The organism is Pseudomonas sp. NPDC089407, assembly GCF_044900445.1.
Taxonomy (GTDB): Bacteria; Pseudomonadota; Gammaproteobacteria; order Pseudomonadales; family Pseudomonadaceae; genus Aquipseudomonas.
Genome location: NZ_JBJDNB010000002.1, coordinates 267833 through 292808, shown reverse-complemented (window position 1 = coordinate 292808; position 24976 = coordinate 267833). Strand labels below are relative to the sequence as shown.

General features: G+C 63.0%; 17 protein-coding genes. 13 read left to right on the top strand and 4 right to left on the bottom strand.

Annotated elements, in window-relative coordinates; genetic code table 11:
• Positions 1-132: 132 nt before the first annotated feature.
• Positions 133-603 (bottom strand): Cys-tRNA(Pro) deacylase, encoded by a 471-nt coding sequence (gene ybaK / locus ACI2KG_RS03260; RefSeq protein WP_404660762.1) that lies wholly within the window; start codon positions 601-603, stop codon positions 133-135.
• A gap of 303 nt (positions 604-906) precedes the next feature.
• On the opposite strand from ybaK, the gene ACI2KG_RS03255 reads away from it, so the two are divergent.
• From ACI2KG_RS03255 to glpD, 4 genes are all read left to right on the top strand, one after another.
• A complete protein-coding gene (locus ACI2KG_RS03255; protein WP_400614874.1) occupies positions 907-1758 on the top strand; it encodes an MIP/aquaporin family protein in 852 nt (283 codons plus the stop codon).
• A 51-nt stretch (positions 1759-1809) separates the two neighbouring features.
• Positions 1810-3309: a glycerol kinase GlpK gene (gene glpK, locus ACI2KG_RS03250; protein WP_404660761.1), complete on the top strand. Its 1500-nt coding sequence runs from the start codon at positions 1810-1812 to the stop codon at positions 3307-3309.
• A 230-nt stretch (positions 3310-3539) separates the two neighbouring features.
• The gene (glpR, locus tag ACI2KG_RS03245; protein WP_404660760.1) at positions 3540-4295 is read left to right on the top strand and encodes a DNA-binding transcriptional repressor GlpR; all 756 of its coding nucleotides are present in this window, start codon (positions 3540-3542) and stop codon (positions 4293-4295) included.
• 661 nt (positions 4296-4956) lie between these two features.
• The gene (gene glpD, locus ACI2KG_RS03240; protein WP_404660759.1) at positions 4957-6495 is read left to right on the top strand and encodes a glycerol-3-phosphate dehydrogenase; all 1539 of its coding nucleotides are present in this window, start codon (positions 4957-4959) and stop codon (positions 6493-6495) included.
• A gap of 23 nt (positions 6496-6518) precedes the next feature.
• Here the strand turns inward: glpD and ACI2KG_RS03235 are convergent, their stop codons facing one another.
• Positions 6519-10670: an NEL-type E3 ubiquitin ligase domain-containing protein gene (locus ACI2KG_RS03235; RefSeq protein WP_404660758.1), complete on the bottom strand. Its 4152-nt coding sequence runs from the start codon at positions 10668-10670 to the stop codon at positions 6519-6521.
• A 325-nt stretch (positions 10671-10995) separates the two neighbouring features.
• Here ACI2KG_RS03235 and ACI2KG_RS03230 point away from each other — a divergent pair, with 325 nt between their 5' ends.
• The 7 genes from ACI2KG_RS03230 to ACI2KG_RS03200 all read left to right on the top strand — a co-directional run bounded on the left by ACI2KG_RS03230 (position 10996) and on the right by ACI2KG_RS03200 (position 17869).
• Complete coding sequence (locus ACI2KG_RS03230; protein ID WP_400738843.1) at positions 10996-11913, top strand: glutamate/aspartate ABC transporter substrate-binding protein; 918 nt, start codon at positions 10996-10998, stop codon at positions 11911-11913.
• A 142-nt stretch (positions 11914-12055) separates the two neighbouring features.
• Positions 12056-12802, top strand: coding sequence for an amino acid ABC transporter permease (locus tag ACI2KG_RS03225; RefSeq protein ID WP_400614859.1), 747 nt, complete (start codon positions 12056-12058; stop codon positions 12800-12802).
• The gene (locus ACI2KG_RS03220) at positions 12803-13474 is read left to right on the top strand and encodes an amino acid ABC transporter permease (protein WP_400614857.1); all 672 of its coding nucleotides are present in this window, start codon (positions 12803-12805) and stop codon (positions 13472-13474) included.
• Positions 13471-14205 carry an amino acid ABC transporter ATP-binding protein gene (locus tag ACI2KG_RS03215; RefSeq protein ID WP_060512719.1) on the top strand — a complete coding sequence of 245 codons (735 nt, stop codon included), beginning with the start codon at positions 13471-13473 and terminating at the stop codon, positions 14203-14205. The genes ACI2KG_RS03220 and ACI2KG_RS03215 overlap by 4 nt, the downstream gene beginning before the upstream one ends.
• Positions 14206-14278: 73 nt before the next feature.
• Positions 14279-16183 (top strand): ATP-binding protein, encoded by a 1905-nt coding sequence (locus ACI2KG_RS03210; RefSeq protein ID WP_404660757.1) that lies wholly within the window; start codon positions 14279-14281, stop codon positions 16181-16183.
• On the top strand, positions 16180-17508 hold the full coding sequence (locus tag ACI2KG_RS03205) for a sigma-54-dependent transcriptional regulator (RefSeq protein ID WP_404660756.1): 1329 nt from the start codon (positions 16180-16182) through the stop codon (positions 17506-17508). Before ACI2KG_RS03210 ends, ACI2KG_RS03205 begins: the two co-directional genes overlap by 4 nt.
• Before the next feature lie 25 nt (positions 17509-17533).
• Entirely contained in the window at positions 17534-17869 is a 336-nt protein-coding gene (locus ACI2KG_RS03200; RefSeq protein WP_404660755.1) for a GlpM family protein, read from the top strand.
• 117 nt (positions 17870-17986) lie between these two features.
• Here ACI2KG_RS03200 and ACI2KG_RS03195 read toward each other — a convergent pair whose 3' ends face one another.
• Positions 17987-18982: an alpha/beta fold hydrolase gene (locus ACI2KG_RS03195; RefSeq protein WP_404660754.1), complete on the bottom strand. Its 996-nt coding sequence runs from the start codon at positions 18980-18982 to the stop codon at positions 17987-17989.
• A 196-nt stretch (positions 18983-19178) separates the two neighbouring features.
• Between ACI2KG_RS03195 and metR the strand changes: the two genes are divergently transcribed.
• Positions 19179-20096: a transcriptional regulator MetR gene (gene metR / locus ACI2KG_RS03190; protein WP_003258025.1), complete on the top strand. Its 918-nt coding sequence runs from the start codon at positions 19179-19181 to the stop codon at positions 20094-20096.
• On the opposite strand, the gene ACI2KG_RS03185 is transcribed toward metR, so the two are convergent.
• Positions 20080-20493: an NUDIX domain-containing protein gene (locus ACI2KG_RS03185; RefSeq protein ID WP_404660753.1), complete on the bottom strand. Its 414-nt coding sequence runs from the start codon at positions 20491-20493 to the stop codon at positions 20080-20082. The two genes, metR and ACI2KG_RS03185, sit on opposite strands and share 17 nt — an antisense overlap.
• Before the next feature lie 184 nt (positions 20494-20677).
• Between ACI2KG_RS03185 and ACI2KG_RS03180 the strand changes: the two genes are divergently transcribed.
• Positions 20678-24958: a DEAD/DEAH box helicase gene (locus ACI2KG_RS03180; RefSeq protein ID WP_404660770.1), complete on the top strand. Its 4281-nt coding sequence runs from the start codon at positions 20678-20680 to the stop codon at positions 24956-24958.
• Positions 24959-24976: the final 18 nt, after the last annotated feature.

Here is a 24976-nt window from a genome sequence, read left to right as displayed (position 1 = left end):
CCGGTGTCTGGCACCGGCTTTGCCGGTGTTCGCGGGACAAGCCCGCTCCCACAAGTTTCGCTAAATCAATAAGTTAGAGTTTGTTCTATGAGAGCTGGCTTGCCGGCGATGCTGCAAAGCAGCCCCAAATTCTCAGCCTCTGCCAATGCCAGCAAACTTGCCCTGGGTATGCTCGGCCAGCACAACAGCCGCCAATTCCACCTCCAGCCCTCGCCGCCCGGCGCTGACATGGATGGTTGCAAAGTTCTGCGCCGAATCATCGATAAAGGTGCGCAGGCGTTTCTTCTGCCCCAGCGGGCTGATCCCACCCACCAGATAACCCGTAGCGCGCTGCGCCGACGCCGGGTCGGCCATCTCGCATTTCTTCACGCCGGCCGCATGTGCCAAGGCCTTGAGGTCCAATGTGCCCACCACCGGCACCACCGCCACCAGCAGCTCACCCTTTTCGCTGCTCGCCAGCAAGGTCTTGAACACCTGCTGCGGGTCAAGCCCAAGCTTCTCCGCCGCCTCCAGGCCATACGACGCCGATTTGGGGTCATGCTCATAACTGTGCACGCGGTGCTCCGCGCGATGCTTCTTCAACAGGTCTAGGGCGGGGGTCATGCATGGGCTCCGGTCTGGGACGGCTCGGCGGCTACTTTAGGACAATTCCCACATCGCAGCCAGCGCACCGCAATCGCGCACCTCTAACATGGGCATCTGCGGCTACTTTTAGCGACCATTTCGTGACTGGTCGTTCACTTTCGACCTTTGACATCAGCGTTTCTTGTCTATATTTTTTCGTTTCTGAATAAATGGTGCCCTTTTAAGGTGCACTTCCAACATCTGCCTGGGGTCAATGGGGATCGACACCGGGCTTTGCTGTCGAGCGCCACGCGCCTCACAACAAAAAAAACGAGGTCATACATGACGACTGCTCTACGCCAACCCACGCTGTCCAGCCAATGCCTGGCCGAGTTCCTCGGCACCGCCCTGCTCATCTTCTTCGGCACCGGCTGCGTCGCCGCGCTCAAGGTGGCGGGCGCAAGCTTCGGCCTGTGGGAAATCAGTATCATCTGGGGCGTGGGCGTGAGCATGGCGATCTACCTCACCGCTGGTATTTCCGGCGCACACCTGAACCCGGCGGTGAGCATCGCCCTCACCCTGTTCGCTGGTTTCGACAAGCGCAAGCTGCCTTTCTACATGCTGGCCCAGGTGTGCGGCGCATTCTGTGGCGCGGCGCTGGTCTACACGCTGTACAGCAACCTGTTCTTCGATTTCGAACAGGCCCACGCCATGCTGCGCGGAAGCGAAGCCAGCCTGGAGCTGGCCTCGGTGTTCTCCACCTACCCGCATCCATCGCTGTCCACCGGCCAGGCGTTCCTGGTCGAAGTGGTGATCACCGCGATCCTGATGGCGGTGATCATGGCCCTGACCGACGACAACAACGGCCTGCCACGCGGCGCCATGGCACCGCTGCTGATCGGCCTGCTGATCGCCGTGATTGGCAGTGCCATGGGCCCGCTGACCGGCTTTGCGATGAACCCGGCGCGCGATTTCGGGCCGAAACTCATGACCTTCCTGGCCGGTTGGGGCGAAATCGCCTTCACTGGCGGACGGGACATTCCTTATTTCCTGGTTCCGGTGTTCGCACCGATCCTTGGCGCCTGCGTGGGTGCCGCGACCTATCGCGGCCTGATTGCCCGCAACCTGCCAACGGCGTCTGCCGCGAACCCTGAGACAAATGACAATCGCCAGGGCGATACTCAAGCCAATTGATGCCGGCATCACGCCCAGCCCTGACCCCCTATTCTTGCAAGGCCTACGACCATGACAGACACCCAGGATAAGAACTACATCATCGCCCTGGACCAGGGCACCACCAGTTCGCGCGCGATCATCTTTGATCGTGACGCCAATGTGGTGGGCACCTCCCAGCGCGAGTTCGCCCAGCACTACCCGCAGGCGGGCTGGGTTGAACACGACCCGATGGAGATCTTTGCCACGCAGAGCGCGACCATGGTCGAAGCCTTGGCCCAGGCGGGTATAAGCCACGCTCAGGTCGCTGCGCTGGGTATTACCAACCAGCGTGAAACCACTGTGGTGTGGGACAAGGAAACCGGGCGCCCCGTGTACAACGCCATTGTCTGGCAGTGCCGCCGTAGCACCGAAATCTGTGCCCAGCTCAAGCGCGAAGGCCATGAAGATTACATTCGCGAAACCACAGGCCTGGTTACCGACCCGTACTTCTCCGGGACCAAGCTGAAGTGGATACTCGACAACGTCGAAGGCGCCCGTGAGCGCGCCGAGCGTGGCGAACTGCTGTTCGGCACCATCGACACCTGGCTGATCTGGAAATTCTCCGGTGGCAAGGTACACGTCACCGACTACACCAACGCCTCGCGCACGCTGATGTTCAACATCCACAGCCTGCAGTGGGACGACAAGCTGCTGGAAATCCTCGGCATCCCGCGGCAAATGCTGCCCGAGGTGCGCCCGTCCTCGGAAGTGTACGGCCACACCAAGAGCGGCATCGCCATCGCCGGTATCGCCGGTGACCAGCAATCGGCACTGTTCGGGCAGATGTGCGTGGAGCCTGGCCAGGCCAAGAACACCTATGGCACCGGCTGCTTCCTGCTGATGAACACGGGCGACCAGGCGGTGAAGTCGTCCCACGGCCTGCTCACCACCATCGCCTGCGGCCCCCGCGGCGAAGTGGCCTATGCCTTGGAGGGTGCTGTGTTCAACGGTGGTTCCACTGTGCAGTGGCTGCGTGACGAGCTGAAGATCGTCAACGACGCCCTGGACACCGAGTACTTTGCCAGCAAGGTCAAGGACAGCAACGGTGTTTACCTGGTGCCAGCCTTTACCGGCCTGGGTGCGCCGTACTGGGACCCGTATGCCCGTGGCGCGCTGTTCGGGCTGACCCGAGGGGTGAAGGTGGACCACATCATCCGCGCCGCACTGGAGTCGATTGCCTACCAGACGCGCGACGTACTCGATGCCATGCAGCAGGACTGCGGCCAGCGCCTGTCCGAACTGCGCGTGGATGGTGGTGCGGTAGCCAACAACTTCCTCATGCAGTTCCAGGCCGACATCCTCGGCACCTGCGTAGAGCGGCCGAAGATGCGCGAAACCACGGCGCTGGGTGCCGCCTACCTGGCGGGCCTGGCCTGTGGTTTCTGGAGTGGCCTGGAAGAACTGCGTGACAAGGCGATCATCGAGCGGGAGTTCAGCCCGCAGCTGGATGAGTCGCAGAAAGAAAAGCTGTACGCCGGTTGGAAGAAGGCGGTCGACCGCACCCGTGACTGGGAAGATCACGAGGCTTGATGCCTTGCGATCGCTTGTAGGAGCGGCCTTGTGTCGCGATCGGGCTGCAAAGCAGCCCCAGCAATACTCGCCTTGACGTGAAAAACCTGGGGCCGCTTTGCGGCCCGATCGCGACACAAGGCCGCTCCTACAGGGACCGTGTAAGGCAATGGCATCGCTCGTCTACTGGCCGTAGTCCCCTTCCTACGGCATCATTGCAGAATTTGTCCGGCAGCCCAAAAGGACCGCCCATGAATCTGCCCCCTCGCCAACAACAAATCCTCGAACTGGTGCGCGAGCGCGGTTACGTCAGTATCGAAGAAATGGCGCAGCTGTTCGTCGTGACGCCACAAACCATTCGCCGTGACATCAACCAGCTGGCCGAGCTCAACCTGCTGCGTCGCTACCACGGTGGTGCCGCGTATGACTCGAGTGTCGAGAACACCGCCTACGCCATGCGCGCCGACCAGATGCGTGACGAAAAGCAACGCATCGCCGAAGCCGTGGCCCGGCAAATTCCCGATCACGCGTCTGTGTTCATCAATATCGGCACGACCACCGAGTCCATCGCCCGGGCACTGCTCAACCACAACCACCTGAAAGTCATCACCAACAACCTTCACGTGGCCGCAATCCTCGCTGCCAAGGATGATTTCGAAGTGCTGGTGGCCGGCGGCACGGTGCGCCGTGATGGCGGCGTGGTGGGCCAGGCGAGCGTCGATTTCATCAACCAGTTCAAGGTCGATTTTGCCCTGGTCGGTATCAGTGGCATTGACGAAGACGGCAGCCTGCTCGACTTCGATTACCAGGAAGTGCGCGTGTCCCAGGCGATCATCACCAACGCCCGACAGGTGATCCTCGCCGCTGACTCCAGCAAATTCGGGCGCAACGCCATGGTGCGCCTGGGTTCCATCAGCCTGGTCGACTGCCTGGTGACCGACCTGGCGCCTACTTCAGCGCTTACACAGTTGTTGAACCAGTACAAGATTCGGCTTGAGGTGGTGTGACTATTGGGGCGCAGGATGCATGCCCTGAGCCTTTTGGCGCCTGTGAGATCGAGCGCCGCCCGCGCGGCGCTTCGCGGGGCAAGCCCGCTCCCACATCTGTTTCGGGCCAATGACTCCTGTGCCAGGTGGGTTGCGGCCTTGGTGCATGCCTCGAGATTGATTATGAGCAACTGCGCTCCCTTCGTTCGAATGAAACAAACAAGGCGGACAGCGGTGAGCTCACAGAAGTGACTGGTCCGAAACAAGCTGTGGGAGCGGGCTTGCCCTAATGCCAGTCAGTTAAGACTGCCGGGCTGCTGTGCAGCCCATCGCCGGCAAGCCAGCTCCCACACCGACCGCATCGGATTCAAGCCATGCGCCATATTGTGGGAGCCTGGCTTGCCGGCGATGGGCCGCAACGCGGCCCCAAATTGCTTAACTGACCGGCATTAGGGCTTGCCCCGCGAAACGCCGCGCGGGCGGCGCTCGATCTGACAGGCGACACATCTTCCAAACCGATCACCCCGACCACCCAAAATTTTCGAAAATGTTCACTTTATTGTCATCTAATCAGTTTTTTCTATAAAGACTGACTGGCGACTGGCTTTCTGTTGCGCTAGTATTTTCGGAAACGAACATCAATGTTCATATTCGATGTGAACAGCCCCAGGAGGCCTTGCCCGTGTCCCAGCCCGTTTCGTCCCAGCCCGCACTCGCCGACTGCTATGACCTCGCCGTGATCGGCGGAGGCATCAATGGCGTGGGCATCGCTGCCGACGCCGCCGGGCGCGGCCTTAAAGTGTTCCTGTGTGAGAAGGACGACCTGGCGCAGCACACCTCGTCGGCCAGCAGCAAGCTGATACACGGTGGCCTGCGCTACCTGGAGCACTACGAGTTCCGTCTGGTTCGCGAAGCGCTGGCCGAGCGCGAAGTGCTGCTGGCCAAGGCGCCGCACATCGTCAAACCTATGCGTTTCGTGCTACCGCACCGCCCGCATCTGCGTCCGGCCTGGATGATCCGCGCGGGGCTGTTCCTGTATGACCACCTGGGCAAGCGCAAGCGCCTGGGCGCCTCGCGCAGCCTGAGCTTCGGGCCTGGCTACCCGCTCAAACCTGCGATCACCCGCGGTTTCGAATACGCCGACTGCGCTGTGGATGACGCCCGTCTTGTGGTGCTCAATGCCATGGCCGCCCGCGAAAATGGTGCGCACATTCATACCCGCACCCGTTGCCTGCGCGCCGAACGCGTGGACGGCCTGTGGCAGGTTGAGCTACAGCATGCCGATGGCAGCCTGCAGAGCATTCGCGCCCGTGCTCTGGTCAACGCCGCCGGCCCTTGGGTCGCCAGCTTCATCAAGGACGACCTTAAACTCGATGCGCCTTATGGCATCCGCCTGATCCAGGGCAGCCATCTCATCGTGCCGCGCCTGTACGAAGGCGAACAGGCCTACATCCTGCAAAATGAAGACCAGCGCATCGTCTTCTGCATCCCGTATCTGGAACGCTTTACCCTGATCGGCACAACCGACCGCGAGTACAGCGGCGACCCGGCGAAGGTAGCCATTACCGAGCAGGAAACCGACTATCTGCTTAAGGTGGTCAATGAGCACTTCAACCATCAGCTCGGTCGCAACGACATCGTGCATACCTACTCTGGCGTGCGGCCGCTGTGCAACGACGAATCGGACAACCCGTCCGCCGTCACCCGTGACTACACCCTGGCGCTTTCCGCCGGCGAAGGCCAGGCACCGTTGCTCTCCGTGTTTGGCGGCAAGTTGACGACCTACCGCAAGCTTGCCGAATCGGCCATGGCCGAGCTCAAGGCGCATTTTCCTCACATGGGTAGCAGCTGGACGGCCACTGCTCCACTGCCGGGCGGTGAAGACATGCGCTCGCCCCAAGCATTGGTGGACGCCTTACTGGCCCGTTACGGCTGGTTGCCAGTGGACATCGCCAAGCGCTGGTCGCTGACTTACGGCAGCCGGGTATGGGGGCTGTTGAAGGGCGTGGAAGGGCCGGAAGATTTGGGTCAGCCGATCGGCGCAGGCTTGTTCAGCGGTGAGGTCGATTATCTGTGCCACGAGGAGTGGGCGTGCAACGCCGACGATATCCTGTGGCGTCGCACCAAGCTGGGGCTATTCACCAGCGCGGCTGAACAGCAGGTCCTCAGGCAGTACTTGCAACAGCGTGAACGGCAGCAGCGGGATATCGAGGCCGCTTGACGTTGAGCACTGCGCCCGCTGCGTCATACCAGTCGCTCTGGGTTGGCATATTGCGAACGCGCCCAGATCTCTGCCGTCAGCGTGCGGATCAGGTTTGATTCTTCGGCCGCATGCTGGCGCATCAGCTCTGATGCACGCTGGACGTAGTCGTTTTCCTGGCTGAGCCTGGCGTGCGCCTCCAGGGCCTCCATGCGCTCATGAAAAGGAGCCGCCACGGCCTCGAAGCGCTCCGGGTAGGTCTGGCGCAGGTAGGTTTGCCAAAAATGGCGGTCGGCCAGGCTGGCCAGCATCGCAACAGGCGTATTGGCCCGTAGCACCTCGATTTCGGCACGTGTAAGGTCTGCGCTGCTGACATTGGCAAACGAGGCGAAGTGCATTTCGTCGGGCTGCACCGGCAGGTCAAGCGCAGCGCTCAAGCGCGAGCGGTAGTAGAGCCGGACTTCGATCTCATCCACTCTGCGCAAGCCCTCCCGTAGCAGCCGCTGGGTATGGCGGTTGGCAACATTGTCAAGCAGGTCGAGCCGGTGTAATTGGCGGCCCAGGCGAAGCAGGCGCGCTTCCCGTGACGCCAGTGGCAGTCCGTCGATGCCTTGGTAAGCGAGGATGCCCACTTCCATCTGGTTGAGCAGCAACAGCAGGCGATCCTCACAACTGCGCGGCGCGTCGGCTTCGCGGAACAGGTGCTCACGCAACGCCTCGTTGTTCTCGCAGGCATCGAGCACGCGCCATATACGCCCACGATAGTGCTGGGGCTCGGTCAGGAAGTCCTCTGTTGCGGTGAAGTCGGCAAGAAACCTGAACAACCCAGCCGAACCGGACTCCTGCAGCAGGGTGTCCCAGGTGCCCTCGCGTTGCGCGCGCAGCAGGTCATTGCTGGTGGCTACCCACAGCGAGCGGGTCTCTTCGTTGAGCAGCCGATGCTGGTAGGACACGCTGCCTCTCGCCCCCGTGTCTGTAACACCACGCGCGTCGTCATAGTAGAGCGCCGACTCTTCAGTCAACGGGTTGTCATGCAGGTTCAACCGCTGCAACCGCAGTTGCAAACCACGCATTTCACGCCTCAACTCGGTAATGGTGTTGTCCCGCAGGTCGATATGCGCCTGCCATGCGAAGTGCTGGTGCAGCCGGCTGACGTCGGTTTGCCCTGTGGAGCGCAAACGCACGTCCCGGATATGTGGCAGGGCCGACAGGTCCGGCAACCCATTGAGCGGGTTGTAGCTAAGGATCAGTGTATCGAGGCGGCGGAGCTGGGAAAGCCGAACACTGCCGGCTTCATCCATTTCAATGCGGTTATTGCCGAGGTTCAACGCCCGCAGCTGGGTCAGGTGCTCTATACCTTCAGGTATGCGCTCGAAGCGGTTGCCACTGAGGTCTAGGTCGACGAGATTCGGGAACAGGGCTAGAAACTGCGCATCGATGTTTTCCAGACGCATGTTGCGCAAAGCCAGGCGCTGCACATGAACGAAGTCGACACCCGGCGGCAAGGTCGGGAGGGCCCGCACCTGCTCACCGTCGATGGTGAGTTCGTATTGGTCCGCGCCATCCACCAACTTTCGTCGCCAGCTGCGCCGTAACGTGTCAGCCACCCGGCGACGGCGAATAGCGTCGGCTGGCGAGGCCCAGTCGCTCTGCCAGGCTCGCAGGGTTTCACGAAGCTGGGTCAGCTGGCGCTGCAGCATCATGTAGTGATTCCACAGATTGTCGCCACGCTGACGTACGGCGTCGATGTAGGCGTCGAGCTGTGTTTCGCTGAGGGTCGGAAATATTTGATGGATGCCGCGTCGAATTGCCCGCCCGCTGCTTTCCCCACCGCCACTCAATGGATAGCCCAGTCGCCCGTCGGCAAAGCGCCTGGGCGGTCGCACCCCCGCACCGACGGCCGGCAGCCCGATCAGCGAAGCGGCCCGCTCACGTTCGGCTGCAGCGCTTTCCAGCAGCCAGTCACGCAGCTGTTGCAGGCGCATCCCGGGTGCAACCAACGCAGCTTTCTGCTGGTCATCCAGATTATGCAGCACCGCATTGAGGAAACTGAGCTTACCCGCAGGCCCAGGCTGGCCCGCCTCGTTGACAACGGTATAGCCATCCGTGTGCCGAATAATCGTGGCCAGTTTTTGCGCAGGCTTGCTGCTGCTTGCCCACAGCAACAAACCGTCACGAGACCCCAGACGCAATTCGATACGTTGCGAAGCCGCCCACGGCGCTTTGCCCTCAGTAAGCCCAAGCACCAGTTGCTCGGTGTCGCCATTGACCATTTTGTGCAGGCGGATACCGAGACATGCACGATCAACCCGGGTATCCCGTATGTACCAACGGGCGCGTTCTGCCATGGCCAGTGGTATGCGACCTCCACCCAACAGGGCTTGCTGTGTGGCAGTGGCGTGATCGATGATTTCCTTGGCGCCTCGAGCAGACAACCCTTCGAACGCTTTCAATAACAGCTGCTGGCCCGCTGTAACAGCCGGGCGCTGAGCGGTGAGTGCTGCGTCCAGCGCCACGCCGTGAAGCTCGGGATGGCGCGCGTGCAATTCAAGGCGCTCGGCCATGTCCAATAGCCGTGCAGGCACAGGGGCTCGCTCGAGATGCAAACGTCGAAGATTATCGAGCCGCGTACCGGTGGCCTGTAAAAGATACTCGGCCTGATCAGAGCCAAGTTGCGCGAAGCTGTCGCCGTCCAGGCCCGCGAGCAATGTCAACGGCCCCTCCTCGGCCGCCGCGTAGCGAGGATTGTGGCGCAGCCTCAGTCGGCTGCCTGCGACACAAGCAGGCTCCAGCGCCTCGATAAACGGTACCCGTTTCAGCGCGGCCACCGCCCCCACTGTCGCGCCGGCGAGCGCCAACGTTTGGGCGACGGCGAACAAGTGGTCCAATGCGCCCTGCCTGTTCCCCAGTTGCCAGTCCTGAAAACCCTCGTACACCTCATCGAGCAACTGTGCGGCGCTGACTACCAACAGCACCTCACCGAGGGCCGGCACCACGAACGCAGCCAGGCCCAGCAAATCCAGACCGGCCGAGAGCATTTCCTGCAAGCGCCGGTGCCTGCTCAGGCGATTCTGGTCACCCGTGGGAACGGCCACATAGCGGGCATCGTCATAAAGTTTACTGACCAACAAGCTGCGCACATGCTTGAACACGTCGCCTTGCACGGCTAAGTGGCGCCCGTCCAGTTCCACCGCGGTGCGATTACCGGGCGCAAGCTGCGCTGACAGGGCCAGCTCGAATTGGCTGCGGTCCCGGGCTTTGACGAAGCGTTTGAAAAAACTGCGAAATGGCGTCGATTGCAGCCGAATCGCCAGATCGCGATACACCTCAGGCCAGGAGTCGTAGAAATGCAGCTGCTTGTCCGGATCACCGGGGATCCAGACAACCACCTCATCTACCTCCGAATGCCCCGTCGTGCGCCACTCCAAGGCAATGATCGAGACCATACATTTGCCCAGCAAATACAGTTGGCGCGGCGTAAATGCGCCCGTGCTGGACGCCGAAGGCAGTGGGTCCAGCATGCTCAACAGGCGCTGCAGATCTCTCTCATCCAGCTGACGCTTCAGCCTCGCCTCGTAGACTGAGGTAGTCAGCTGGGCCCGCACACTGTCCTCGAATTGCTGCTCGATGACCTTGCGGTTGTGGTCCGCGGGCTGTCCCCGCCCGGCCCTGGGTTGCAGCACCGTGTTCAGATGTGTCTGGTACTGGGCACCGATATCCAGTGTGCGGCACAAATGGGTGAAGCGTTCGAAGGTCATTCCCAACCGTGTTCCATCGTGGGTGGCCAGATGCGCTTTGCGCAGCAACCAGGGCTGGGTTTCGTGTGCTTCGAAGTTGTGCAGGGCTGCTGCGAGCAGGCTTTGGCGGGTCGTGTGCGTAATGCTCGGCTTGTAGAGTTTTTCGGCAGCGGACGGTAGCTGAAACTCTTCGCTGATCTGTACATAGGCTCGGGCCGGGTCCACCTCATCGAGGCCGGCGTCCCGAAGTGCTGAACGCAAAAGAGGCGTTGCGAACGCATCGATGGACACGATGCTTGCCAGTACATGCTGTACGTCTTCGGCAAGGCGCTGATGCCATGCCAACGCCTGGTGATAACCTGCAAGGTGCGTTGGCTCTGCGGTCGCCAGCCATGCTGGAATTTGCTGGGCGACCAATTCTTCGACGGACGCCGGGGTAAACCTTTGGTTTGGAGCCATGACTCGATCTCTGCGCTGTAAAGCACTGAGCAGATCACGCCGGCCGCTTCCCCACGCGGTAGATAAAGCTGTTCGTTCGGCTCACTCATTCGGATTACCGAACGCGCACAAGGCACGCGTTCGGTAATCCGGAAAGGAATAAACCTGTCTTCAACGCAAAAATGTCCGCTTGCCACGAATTTGCTGGCGTTATGATCGATATCAGGGCTTGGCACGACTCATGCTCTACACTTGGAGCCGAATGCACTCGCTTCTTGCTGTATTCGTTGAACGAAGAGTCCGCCAACGGCTCCATAAAAAAAACAAACACGTCGAGGAAAATTTGATGCGTATCGTTCGTCAATTGCTGGGCGCCGCCATCGCGGCCGCTGTGATCGCTTCGCCGGCCATGGCCGAAGAGCTGACCGGCACCCTGAAGAAGATCAAGGATTCGGGCACCATCACCCTGGGCCACCGCGACTCCTCCATCCCGTTTTCCTACCTGGCCGGCAAGCCCGAGCCCGTGGGTTACTCGCATGACATCCAGCTGGCTGTCGTCGATGCCCTGAAGAAGCAACTGGGTACCGACATCAAGGTCAAGTACAACCTGGTCACCTCCCAGACCCGCATCCCGCTGGTGCAGAACGGCACTGTCGACCTGGAGTGCGGCTCTACCACCAACAACGTCGAGCGCCAGCAGCAAGTCGGTTTCACCGTGGGCATCTTTGAAGTCGGTACCCGTCTGCTGACCAAGGTCAAGGACGGTCAACCTGCGTACAAGGACTTCCCGGACCTGGCCGGCAAGAACGTCGTGACCACCGCCGGCACCACTTCCGAGCGCCTGCTCAAGGCGATGAACGCCGACAAGCAGATGAAGATGAACGTGATTTCAGCCAAGGACCACGGTGAAGCCTTCAACATGCTCGAAAGCGGCCGCGCCGTGGCCTTCATGATGGACGACGCCCTGCTCGCCGGCGAAATGGCCAAGGCGCGCAAACCGTCGGACTGGGTCATCACCGGTACCCCACAGTCGTACGAAATCTACGGCTGCATGGTGCGCAAGGATGACGCGGCCTTCAAGAAAGCGGTCGATGACGCCATCGTCGCCTACTACAAGTCGGGCGAAGTGCAGAAGAGCTACGACAAGTGGTTCCAGCAGCCGATCCCGCCAAAGGGCCTGAACCTGCAGTTCAAGATGAGCGACGAGCTGAAGAAACTGATCGCCGAGCCGACCGACAAGGCAGCGGACGAGAAGAAGTCCTGACCCCCAGCCCGTGGCCTGCTGCGCTGCAAAGCGCGAATTAAACCTGCAGGCCACCCGTTAGTGTCTAACCTTTCACCCGAGGGCTTAACGCCCTCGGATGTTGGAAGGTGCCCGTGAAACAACCGTCTGAGGGGAAATCCCGATGAATTACAACTGGGACTGGGGCGTGTTCTTCAAGTCCACCGGCGTGGGCAGCGAAACCTATCTGGACTGGTACATCACCGGTCTGGGCTGGACCATCGCCATCGCCATTTCCGCCTGGATCATTGCCTTGCTGCTGGGCTCGATACTGGGTGTGATGCGTACCGTGCCGAACCGCCTGGTATCGGGCATCGCCACCGCCTACGTGGAGCTGTTCCGCAATGTGCCGCTGCTGGTGCAGCTGTTCATCTGGTACTTCCTGGTGCCGGACCTGCTGCCCGAAGGCCTGCAGGAATGGTTCAAGCAAGACCTCAACCCGACCACCTCGGCGCTGATCAGCGTGGTCATCTGCCTGGGCCTGTTCACCGCCGCCCGTGTCTGTGAGCAAGTGCGTACCGGCATTCAGGCGCTGCCGCGTGGCCAGGAAGCCGCCGCCCGTGCCATGGGCTTCAGCCTGCCGCAGATCTACACCAACGTGCTGCTGCCGCAAGCCTACCGGATCATCATTCCACCGCTCACGTCGGAATTCCTCAACGTGTTCAAGAACTCCTCGGTCGCCTCGCTGATCGGCCTGATGGAGCTGCTGGCGCAAACCAAGCAGACCGCCGAGTTCTCGGCCAACCTGTTCGAGGCCTTCACCCTGGCCACGCTGATCTATTTCACCCTGAACATGGGCCTGATGCTGCTGATGCGCATGATCGAGAAGAAAGTCGCCGTGCCTGGCCTGATTTCCGTGGGGGGCAAGTAAATGGAAATGGACTTCAGCGAAATCATCCCTGCGTTGCCCGCCTTGTGGGACGGCATGCTGCTGACCCTGCAACTGATGGTCATGGGTGTGGTTGGCGGTATTGCCCTGGGCACCCTCCTGGCCCTGATGCGCCTGTCGTCGAGCAAGCTGCTGTCGCGCGTGGCCGGTGCCTACGTCAACTACTTCCGCTCGATCCCGCTGCTGCTGGTGATCACCTGGTTCTACCTGGCGGTTCCGTTCGTACTGCGCTGGATCACTGGCGAGGACACGCCGGTGGGTGCCTTCACCTCGTGCGTGGTGGCGTTCATGATGTTCGAAGCCGCGTACTTCTGCGAAATCGTCCGCGCCGGCGTGCAGTCGATCTCCAAGGGCCAGATGGGCGCCGCCCAGGCCCTGGGCATGACCTACGGCCAGACCATGCGCCTGATCATCCTGCCCCAGGCTTTCCGCAAGATGACCCCGCTGCTGCTGCAGCAGAGCATCATCCTGTTCCAGGACACCTCGCTGGTGTACACCGTGGGCCTGGTGGACTTCCTCAACTCGGCACGCTCCAACGGCGACATTATCGGGCGCTCCCATGAGTTCCTGATCTTCGCCGGTGTCGTGTACTTCATCATCAGCTTCTCCGCTTCGTGGCTGGTCAAGCGCCTGCAAAAAAGGATCACCGTATGATTTCCATCAAGAACGTCAACAAGTGGTACGGCGACTTCCAGGTGCTCACCGACTGCACCACCGAAGTGAAAAAGGGTGAAGTGGTGGTGGTTTGCGGCCCGTCGGGTTCGGGCAAGTCCACCCTGATCAAGTGCGTCAACGCGCTGGAGCCGTTCCAGAAAGGCGATATCGTGGTCGATGGCACTTCGATCGCCGACCCGAAGACCAACTTGCCCAAGCTGCGCTCGCGGGTGGGCATGGTGTTCCAGCACTTCGAACTGTTCCCGCACCTGTCAATCACCGAAAACCTGACCATCGCCCAGCGCAAGGTGCTCGGCCGCAGTGAAGCGGAAGCCACCAAGAAAGGCCTGGCCCTGCTGGACCGCGTCGGCCTCAGCGCCCACGCCAAGAAGCACCCTGGCCAACTGTCTGGCGGGCAGCAGCAGCGCGTGGCCATCGCCCGCGCCCTGTCGATGGACCCGATCGTCATGCTGTTCGACGAACCGACCTCGGCGCTGGACCCGGAAATGGTCAACGAAGTACTCGACGTGATGGTCGAGCTGGCCCACGAAGGCATGACCATGATGTGCGTAACCCACGAAATGGGCTTCGCCCGCAAAGTGGCCAACCGCGTGATCTTCATGGACAAGGGCAACATCATCGAAGACTGCCAGAAGGAAGCCTTCTTCGGCGACCCGAGCGCCCGCCACGAGCGTACCCAGCACTTCCTCAGCAAGATCCTGCAGCATTGATTTTGCTTCACTGAACCGGTTGGTGCCGCTGCCCTTTCGGGCAGCTGGCGCTGGTCGTGACAAGGCCACTGTGATGAAATGCGACCCTTCGCTTCTTCTCCCTGCCAAGCCTGCCGTGAATTCCCGCCTGCTCCGCCAATTGCTGCTGCCGCCCCTGATCATCCTGCTGATGGTCGGCCTGGGGATGGCTGGCTATCTGATCAGCGAGAGCAACGGTATCCGCAGCCTCAGCGAAAACGGCGAACGCCAATTGGAGCTGCACGCGCGCACGGTCGAGAGCGAGATCAGCAAGTACACCTACCTGCCGAGCCTGCTGGAACTGGAAGACAGCGTTTCGCACCTGCTCACCGACCCGGATGGCGGTTCGCGCCAGGCAGTCAACGAATACCTCGAGGGCCTGAACCGGCGCAGCCGCAGCCGGGCGATCTTCGTGCTCGACACCAATGGCCGGGTGCAGGCCACCAGCAACTGGCGCGATGCTGACTCGTTCCTGGGTGAAGACCTGTCGTTCCGCGCTTACTTCCAGACCGCCGTACGCGGTGAGCCCGGGCGCTTCTACGGCATCGGCAGCACCACGGGTGAGGCCGGCTATTACCTGGCCCACGGCCTGGAGGAACACGGCAAGATCATTGGCGTGGCGGTGATCAAAGTGCGCCTGGATACCCTTGAAGAGCGCTGGCAGCGTGCCCGCCTGGAAGCGTTCGTCAGCGACGAGAACGGCATCATCATCCTTTCCAGCGACCCGGCCCGACGCCTGAAGTCGGTGCGCCCGCTGACCCCGCAAATCAAGGAACGCCTGGCGCGGAGCCTGCAGTACTACTGGTGGCCGTTGAACGAGCTGCAGCCACTGGCCCGGGAAACCTTGGCCGATGGCGTGGAAAAACTGACCTTCCCGGCCAACAGCGAAACCGCCCAGGGCAAGCCCCACGAAGTGGCCTACCTGGCACAAACGCGGCGCCTGGCTGACACGCCCTGGCATTTCACCCTGCTGACGCCGCTGCAGGACCTGCGCCGCGAATCCATGGTGCAGGGCATCCTGGTAGGCGTGGCGTTCGCCTTGCTGGCGATTCTCGGCATTGCCTGGAACGAGCGGCGCAAGGTCATCGCCACCCGCCTGGCCGCCCGCGAAGCCCTGCAAGAAGCCAACAGCCAGCTAGAGCGGCGGATTGCCGAACGCACCGCCGACCTGCGCGCCAGCAACGAACGCCTGAAGGGCCAGATTCGCGAGCGCCGGCATGCCGAGCAAACCCTGCGCCACGCCCAGGATGAGCTGGTACAGGCCGGCAAGCTGGCGGCCATCGGGCAAATGTCCACCAGCATCGCCCACGAGCTGAACCAGCCCTTGGCCGCGTTGCGCACGTTGTCTGGCAACACCGTACGCTTCCTCGAACGCGGGGCACTGGAAACCGCCAGCACCAACCTGCGCACCATGAACGACCTGATCGACCGCATGGGCCGCATCACCGCCAGCCTGCGCTCGTTCGCCCGGCGTGGCGACGACAGCGGCCAGGCCTCGCTGGCCAAGGCGGTAGAAGCCACCTTGCAGGTACTGGCCAACCGCATCACTGCCTGCCGCCTGCAGTTGCATCACCAGTTCGAGGACCACCAACTTGCCATCGACCAGACCCGCCTGGAGCAGATATTGGTCAACCTGATGGGTAACGCCCTCGACGCCATGGCCGCGCAACCCCTGCCCCAACTGTGGCTGGAAGGCGAGTTGCAGGGCGACAAGTACCGTTTGCAGGTGCGCGACAACGGCCACGGCATTGACCCCGAGGCACGCAAGCACCTGTTCGAACCTTTCTTCACCACCAAACCGGGCGAGCACGGCCTGGGCTTGGGCCTGACCCTGTCGGCGAGCCTTGCAGCCGCCGCCAAGGGCAGCCTCAACGTCGAGCACCCCGCCACTGGCGGCACGGCCTTTGTCCTGGCCCTGCCGCTGGTTTCTCCCCCTAGCGAATCGGCAGACCACCCATGACCCAAGCGCCTCTTACTGTCCTGATCGTCGAAGACGACCCGCATGTGCTGCTCGGCTGCCAGCAGGCGCTGGCCCTGGAAGACATCGCCTGCGAAGGCGTGGGCAGTGCCGAACAGGCGCTGGAGCGCATCGGCGATGACTTTGCCGGCATCGTCGTCAGTGATATTCGCCTGCCGGGCATCGATGGCCTGGAACTGCTCAACCGCCTCAAGGCCCGTGACCGCAGCCTGCCGGTAGTGCTGATTACCGGCCATGGCGATATCGACATGGCCGTCGGCGCCATGCGTAACGGCGCCTACGACTTCATGGAAAAGCCGTTCTCCCCCGAACGCCTGGTCGATGTGGTGCGCCGTGCCCTGGAGCAGCGCGGGCTGTCCCGCGAGGTGGTGGCCCTGCGCCGCCAACTGGTCGAGCAGAGCAGCCTGGAGGGGCGCATCATTGGCCGCTCGCCGGCCATGGAACACCTGCGCGAATTGATCGCCAACGTTGCCGACACCTCGGCCAACGTGCTGATCGAAGGCGAAACCGGTACCGGCAAAGAGCTGGTCGCCCGTTGCCTGCACGACTTCAGCCGCCGCCAGGGCCAGCCATTCGTGGCACTGAACTGTGGTGGCCTGCCGGAAAACCTGTTCGAAAGCGAGATTTTCGGCCACGAGGCCAACGCGTTCACTGGCGCGGGCAAGCGCCGCATCGGCAAGATCGAGCACGCCAACGGCGGCACGCTGTTCCTCGACGAAGTAGAGAGCATGCCGATCAACCTGCAGATCAAGCTGCTGCGCGTGCTGCAGGAACGCACGCTGGAGCGGCTGGGCTCGAACCAGAGCATCCCGGTGGATTGCCGGGTGATCGCCGCGACCAAGGCCGATCTCGATACCCTGGGCCAGAGTGGCCAGTTCCGCAGCGACCTGTATTACCGGCTGAACGTGGTAACCCTGGAGCTGCCGCCGCTGCGTGAGCGGCGTGAAGACATCCTGCAGCTGTTCGAACACTTTTTGCAGCAGTCGGCCCTGCGCTTCGACCGGGAAACGCCGACGCTGGACAGCCAGACCCTGTCCCGCCTCATGGCCCACGACTGGCCTGGTAACGTGCGTGAACTGCGCAACGTGGCCGAGCGCTATGCCCTCGGCCTGCCAGCCTTCAAAAAAGGCCCCAGCGGTGGCGCCAGCCAGGGCCTGGGCTTTGCCGAAGCGGTGGAAGCGTTCGAGCGCAACCTGCTCAGCGATGCCCTGCAACGGACCGGCGGCAACCTGAGCCAGGCCAGCCAGGAGCTGGGCATGGCCAAGACCACGCTGTTCGACAAAGTGAAAAAGTACGGCCTCGGCTGATTTCAACCCAACCTGGAAAGACAACGTGGACCTGGTATTCAAAGCTGCCCTGGGCGCTGGCGTGGTGCTTTTGCTGGCAGTGCTGTCGAAAACGCGTAACTACTACATTGCCGGGCTGGTGCCGCTGTTTCCCACCTTCGCCCTGATTGCCCACTACATCGTCGGCAAGGGTCGCAGCATTGCCGACCTGAAAACCACCATTGTGTTCGGCATGTGGTCGATCATTCCGTACTTCGTGTACCTGGCGACCCTGTATGTGCTGGTCGACCGCCTGCGCCTGGAAGCATCGCTGGCGCTGGCCACGGTGGCCTGGCTGATGGCCGCGACCGTGCTGGTGACCTTGTGGGTGCGGATGCACTGACCTGAATCGGTGTGGCCTTCTTCGCGGGTAAACCCGCTCCCACAGGTACCCCACAATGCCTTAGGCCTGTGCAAAACCTGTGGGAGCGGGTTTACCCGCGAAGAAGGCTACGCCGGTTCAAAGCCCTGCGATATGCGTGACATCCTGCCGATGCGCCTGCAGGTAGGGCAGCACGGCCCCCAGCAGTGGCGCCTTGAACTGCTCTTGGAAGCGGTGCGCCAACCCCGGGATCAGGCGCAGCTGGCTGCCCTGGATATGCGCAGCCAAGTGCACACCATGCATCACCGGCAGCAACGGGTCAGCCGTGCCATGCACCACCAGGGTCGGCACCCGCAGCTGGTTGAGCAGCTCGACACGGCTCGGTTCAGCCAGGATCGCCATGATCTGGCGCTTGGCCCCGTCCGGGTTGAACGCCCGGTCATACGCCACCGCCGCCTGATGCAGCAACACCGCACGATCATCGCGCACGTCGGGGCTGCCCAGTGCCGCCAGCAGGTCGGCCTGCTGCTCGATGGCCACCTCTCGGTTCGGCGCACTGCGCCGTGCCAGCAACTGCACCAGGGCCGGGTCCGGTGCCGGCAACCCCGCCGCCCCGGAACTGGACATGACCAGCGTCAGGCTACGCACCCGCTCGGGCGCCATGGCTGCCAGGTGCTGGGCGATCATGCCGCCCATGCTCACGCCCAGCACGTGAAACTGATGCACGCCCAAAGCGTCCATCAGGCGCAAGCCGTCATCCGCCATGTCGCTCAGTGTATAAGGCGCCGACACCGGCAGCCCCAGCTTGTAGCGCAGCAACTCGACCGTGAGGTTGGCCGACGGCGGCATCTGATTCCAGCGCGACAGGCCGACATCGCGGTTGTCATAGCGGATCACCCGAAAGCCCTGCCGGCACAACGCTTCGACCACATCGTCCGGCCAATGAATCAGCTGCCCACCCAGGCCCATCACCAGCAGCAAGGCCGGGTCACGTGGCGCGCCGACGCTCTGGTACACCAGGCTGACCGCGCCCAGTTCGGCACGCTGCACCGGTACGTGGGCGTCACAACGCTGTACGGCGAAACTCGCAGGTACGCTGAAAAACAAGAAAAGAAAAAGCCAAAAAGCCCGCATGAAAGAAACACCAGAATGCAGATCCCCAGTAGAGCGTGAGTCTGATGAATTCTGTTCGGGCGCGCTGCCACAGTTCGGTGACAATTTCGTGACTGCCGCCAGGCGGTGCGGCCGAACGCCCAGTCGACAGCACCGCCAACATGAGGGAAACTCAACTCATTCCCCTACCCTTCCAATCTAAACCCCGGAGTCAGCAGTGCTGGAGATCCGTCACCTGAAAACCCTTCATGCCCTGCGCGAGGCTGACAGCCTGGTGGAGGCTGCCGAGCGCCTGCACCTGACCCAGTCGGCGCTGTCGCACCAGTTCAAGGAGCTGGAAGAGCGCCTGGGCTTGCCGCTGTTCGTGCGCAAGACCAAGCCGATCCGCTTCACCAGCGCGGGGCTGCGCCTGCTGCAACTGGCCGATGCTACGCTGCCGCTGCTGCGCGGTGCCGAGCGTGACATTGCGCGCCTGGCCGGTGGCACCGCCGGGCGCCTGCACATGGCAATTGAATGCCACAGCTGCTTCCAGTGGCTGATGCCGACCATCGACCAGTTCCGCGATGCCTGGCCGGAAGTGGAGCTGGACCTGGCCTCTGGCTTTGCCTTTGCCCCGCTACCCGCGCTGGCCCGCGGCGACCTAGACCTGGTAGTGACGTCCGACCCGTTGGACCTGGCCGGCATTACTTACGTGCCGCTGTTCACCTACGAAGCCATGCTGGCGGTCGCCAACCAGCATCCGTTGGCCAGCAAGCCCTATATCGTGCCGCAGGATCTGCTCGACCAGACGCTGATTACCTACCCGGTAGAGCGCGACCGCCTGGACATCTTCACCCGTTTCCTGGAACCCGCCGACATCGAACCGGCCGCCGTGCGCACCTCGGAGCTGACCGTGATGATGATGCAGCTGGTGGCCAGCGGCCGTGGCGTGTGTGGCATGCCGCACTGGGCGCTGCACGAGTACAGCTCGCGCGGCTATGTGAAAGGCAAGCGCCTGGGCGAGAAGGGCTTGTTTGCCACGCTTTACGCGGCAGTACGCACCGACATGCTGGATGCACCGTACATGCGCGACTTCTTGCTGACTGCCAAGGACACCTCGTTCGCCACCCTGGACGGCGTCAGCGCGGTACGCTGACTGCCTGGCGGTATAGCGGCAGGATCAGGTCGCGGGTCAGCGGTGCCAGTTGCATGCCTGGCGCCTGGTCTGCGGCCAGCCACACGACTTCTTCGATCTCGGCAGCCGGAACCACCGCAGCGGCACTGTCGACGCGGAACAGCTCGGCTTGAACCAGAAAGCCTGGTTCATTGGCAGCCGGGGCGCTGAACTGGCCCAGGTGCACGGCCTGGGCCGGGTCGATCTGCAGGCCGAGCTCCTCGTGCAGTTCGCGCACCAGTGCCTGCACTGGCGTTTCGCCGGCGTCGATCTTGCCGCCTGGCTGCATGAAGGCCTCGGTGCCGCGCTTGCGCACCAACAGGGTGCGGCCCTGCGGGTCGATCAGCAGGGCGGCGGCGATGCGGATGGTATTGGGCATGGGCTGGGCTCGCTGAAAAATTTGGCCGGGGAGGATCCCATGGGGTCATTGGCCTGACAAGGCCAGTCTCTCCTGCACCGGCCTGTTCGCGGCGGTTCGGCGTGAACAGGCAGGCACAGGAATGACTGACCCACCAGACGAACGGCCCCTTGCCAACCCGCCTTGCACCCGCCATAACCAACTGATGAACCTGCCCGCCAAACACCACCCGGTGCTCGAGCTGTTCCACCCCGCCGTGCGCACCTGGTTTCGCCGCCATTTCGCCACGGTCACCGATGCCCAGGCCCAGGCCTGGCCGTTGATCCATGCCGGCCAATCGATGCTGCTGGCCGCCCCGACCGGCTCGGGCAAAACGCTCAGCGCTTTCCTGGCCGTACTCGACGAACTGTTCCGCCAAGGCCTTGAGCAGCAAGGGGAACTGCCTGCGCACACCCAGGTGATCTACGTTTCACCGCTGAAGGCGCTGTCCAATGACATTCGCCTGAACCTGCAAGCCCCGCTCGAAGGCATCAGCCAGGCCCTCGCCGAGCAAGGCCTGAACGCCCCACGCATCACCACCGCCGTCCGCACGGGCGACACACCGCAAAAGGAACGTGCCGCCATGCGCAAGCTGGCCCCGCACATTCTGGTCACCACGCCCGAATCGCTCTACGTCTTGATGGGCTCGGCATCAGGCCGCGAAGGCCTGGCCAGCGTGCACACGGTAATCGTCGACGAGATCCATGCCCTGGCCGGTAACAAGCGCGGCTGCCACCTGGCGCTGACGCTGGAGCGCCTGCAGGCCCTGGGCGGCCGGCCATTGCGGCGTATCGGCCTGTCCGCCACGCAACGCCCGGTCGAGCGGGTAGCGCAATTTCTGGTGGGTAGCGCACGCCCCTGCGCCGTTGTCGATGTCGGCCATGCGCGCCAGCGCGACCTGGCCATCGAGGTGCCGCCGGTACCGCTGGGCGCGGTGATGGCCACCGATGTCTGGGGCCTGGTCTATGACCGCCTGGCCAGCCTGGCCCGCGAGCATCGCACCACCCTGATATTCGTCAACACCCGGCGCCTGGCCGAACGCATCACCCGCCACCTCAGCGACCGGCTGGGCAAGGAGGCGGTTGCCGCGCACCATGGCAGCCTGTCCAAGGAGCTGCGCCTGGATGCCGAGCAACGGCTGAAAAGCGGCCAGCTGCAGGTGCTGGTGGCCACCGCGTCACTGGAGCTGGGCATCGACATCGGCGATATCGACCTGGTTTGCCAGATTGAGTCGCCGGGTTCGATTGCCGCCTTCCTGCAAAGAGTCGGTCGCGCCCGTCACCAGGTCGATGGCGTGCCCAAGGGCCGGCTGTTCCCCACCTCGCGCGACGACCTGATCGAATGCGTAGCGCTGCTCGACTGTGTGCGGCGGGGCGAGCTGGACGAGCTGCACATCCCCCGGGCACCGCTGGACGTGCTGGCCCAGCAGATCGTGGCCGAAGCCAGCAACCAGCCATGGCACGAACAGGCGCTGTTCGACACCCTGCGCCAGGCCATCCCCTATGCCGAACTTGACCAGAACCACTACCAGGCCCTGCTGCGCATGCTCGCCGAGGGCTACAACGGCCGCCAGGGCGTGCGCAGTGCCTACCTGCACCGCGATGCAGTGAGCGGCACCTTGCGCGGCCGCCGCGGCAGCCAGCTGACGGCACTGACCAGCGGCGGCACCATCCCCGACAACGCCGACTACAGCGTATTGCTGGAGCCGCAGGCGCTGAACATCGGCAGCGTCAATGAAGACTTTGCGGTCGAGAGCATCGCTGGCGATATCTTCCAGCTGGGCAACGCCTCCTATCGCATCCTGCGGGTCGAACCTGGCCGGGTAAGGGTTGAAGACGCCCAAGGCCTGCCGCCGACCATTCCGTTCTGGCTGGGTGAGGCGCCGGGGCGCAGCGATGAGCTGTCGGCTGCCGTGGCCCGCTTGCAGGCGCAGATCGACCAGCAACTGACGCTGGCCGGCGGCAACAGGGTGGAGGTGCAGGCATGGTTGCAGGCTACCTTCGAGCTGGGCGAAGACAGTGCCGGGCAGTTGCTCGATTACCTGGCCCGAGCCCGCGAGGTGCTGGGCGCCCTGCCCTCGCAGGACACCTTGATCATGGAGCGTTTTTTCGACGAATCCGGCGGTACCCAACTGATCATCCATTCGCCCTACGGCAGCCGCATCAACCGCGCCTGGGGCCTGGCCTTGCGCAAGCGCTTTTGCCGCACCTTCAACTTTGAATTGCAGGCGGCAGCCAGCGAGGACGCCATCGTGCTGTCGCTGTCCACCAGCCATAGCTTTGAACTTGATGAAGTGTGGCGCTACCTGAACAGCCGCAGCGCCGAGCCGATCCTGATCCAGGCCCTGCTCGAGGCGCCGCTGTTCGGCGTGCGCTGGCGCTGGAATGCGGGTGTGGCCATGGCATTGCCGCGCTTTGTGGGCGGGCGCAAGGTGGCGCCACAGATCCAGCGCATGAAGAGCGAAGACTTGGTCGCGGCGGTATTCCCCGACCAAATCGCTTGCCTGGAGAACATCGTCGGCGAGCGGCAGATTCCCGAGCACCCGCTGGTCGAGCAAACCCTCGACGACTGCCTGCATGAAGCGATGGACAGCGAAGGTTGGTTGGCGCTGTTGCGGCGTATGGAAAGCGGCGCAGTGCGCCTGCTGTGTCGCGACCTGCCCGCCCCTTCGCCGCTGGCTGCGGCGATTCTGAATGCCCGGCCGTACGCCTTCCTCGACGATGCGCCTTTAGAAGAGCGGCGTACCCAGGCGGTGCTGAACCGGCGTTGGAACGAAGTGCAAAGCGGCGACGACCTGGGTGCGCTGGACGTCGATGCCATTGCCGCGGTCGCGGTCGAGGCCTGGCCACAGCCGGGCAATGCCGACGAAATGCACGAAGCGCTAATGAGCCTGGGCGCCATCAGCCAAGCGGAAGTCGAGGCCAACCCCGGCTGGGACCTACTACTGAGGCAACTGGCCAAGGCCGGGCGTGCCTTGTGCCTGGCCGAGCACACACTGTGGTTGGCCCGCGAACGCCTGAACCTGATGCTGGCGCTTTACCCGGCAGCGCGATTGGAACCCGCGCTGGAGTTACTCCCCGGCTTCGACCAGGCCATCGACGCCGATAGCGCACTGAGCGAGCTGCTGCGCGCCCGCCTGAGCGGCCATGGTCCGCAGTCTCAGGCGCAAATCGCTGCGCCCTTGAGCAAATCGGCAAGCGACATCGGGCAGGCGCTGGCCCGCCTGGAAACCGAAGGCTATGTGCTGCGCGGGCATTTCAGCCCCGGTGCAAGCGACCTGCAATGGTGCGAACGCCATCTGCTGGCGCGCATCCACCGCTACACGGTCAAACGCCTGCGCCGCGAGATCGAACCGGTCAGCTTGCAGGACTTCATGCGCTTTCTGTTCGACTGGCAGCATATGGCGACTGACGAACGCCTGCGTGGCCCGCAAGCGGTGGCCGAAGTGCTGGGCCAGTTGCAGGGCTTCCCCTGCGCGGCCGGGGCCTGGGAGGCCGAGTTGCTGCCGGCGCGCATCAAGGACTACAGCCCGCACTGGCTCGATGATGCCTGCCGCAACGGGCAGTTCGCCTGGAGCAGGCTGGCCGCGACCGTGGCGAGCAATACCTTGTCCAGCACACCGCTGGTGCTGCTACCGCGTGAGCACCTGAACCTGTGGCGCAGCCTTGCCCCTGTACCTGCCCTGGAAAGCCTTGGGCCGCGGGCGCAACGCGTGCACGAGGTGCTGCAGGCACAGGGCGCGCTGTTCTTTGACGAACTGACACACGATGCACACCTGCTGCCCAGCGAACTGGAAACAGCACTGCAGGAACTGGTAGGCGCCGGCCTAGTGGGCGCCGACAGCTTTACCGGCTTGCGCAGCCTGATTACCCCGGCGGCGAAACGCACGTCACGCAACAGCCGACGCGGCCATGCGCCATTTTCCAGCAGCATGGTCCATGCCGGGCGCTGGGCCTTGCTGCGCAGGGGCACAGTGGATGACAGCCAGCGCCTGGAACATATCGCCCGGACGCTGTTACGCCGTTATGGCGTGGTTTGCTGGCGGCTGCTGGAGCGCGAGAGCGATGTACTGCCGACCTGGCGTGAGCTGTTGCGCTGCTATCACCGGCTGGAGGCACGTGGCGAGATTCGGGGCGGGCGCTTCATTGCCGGGCTGGCCGGCGAACAGTTCGCCTTGCCGGAGGCGGTGGGGTTGCTGCGCCAGGTACGGCGTCGAGAAACGGACGGCGCGCTGCTGGTAGTGAGTGCCAGCGACCCGCTGAACCTGATCGGCTCGTTGCTGCCGGGGGCCAAGGTACCGGCGGTGGGTGGAAATCGCCTGCTGTATCGCGACGGGGTACCGGTGGCGGTGCGGGTGGCCGGGCGCTATTCGTATCTGGTCGAGGCGCCGGCACAAGAGCAGGACAGCTGGCGGCAGAAGCTGCTGCGCGACGCGCATTGGGTATGAACGAAAATCCCAAGCGCA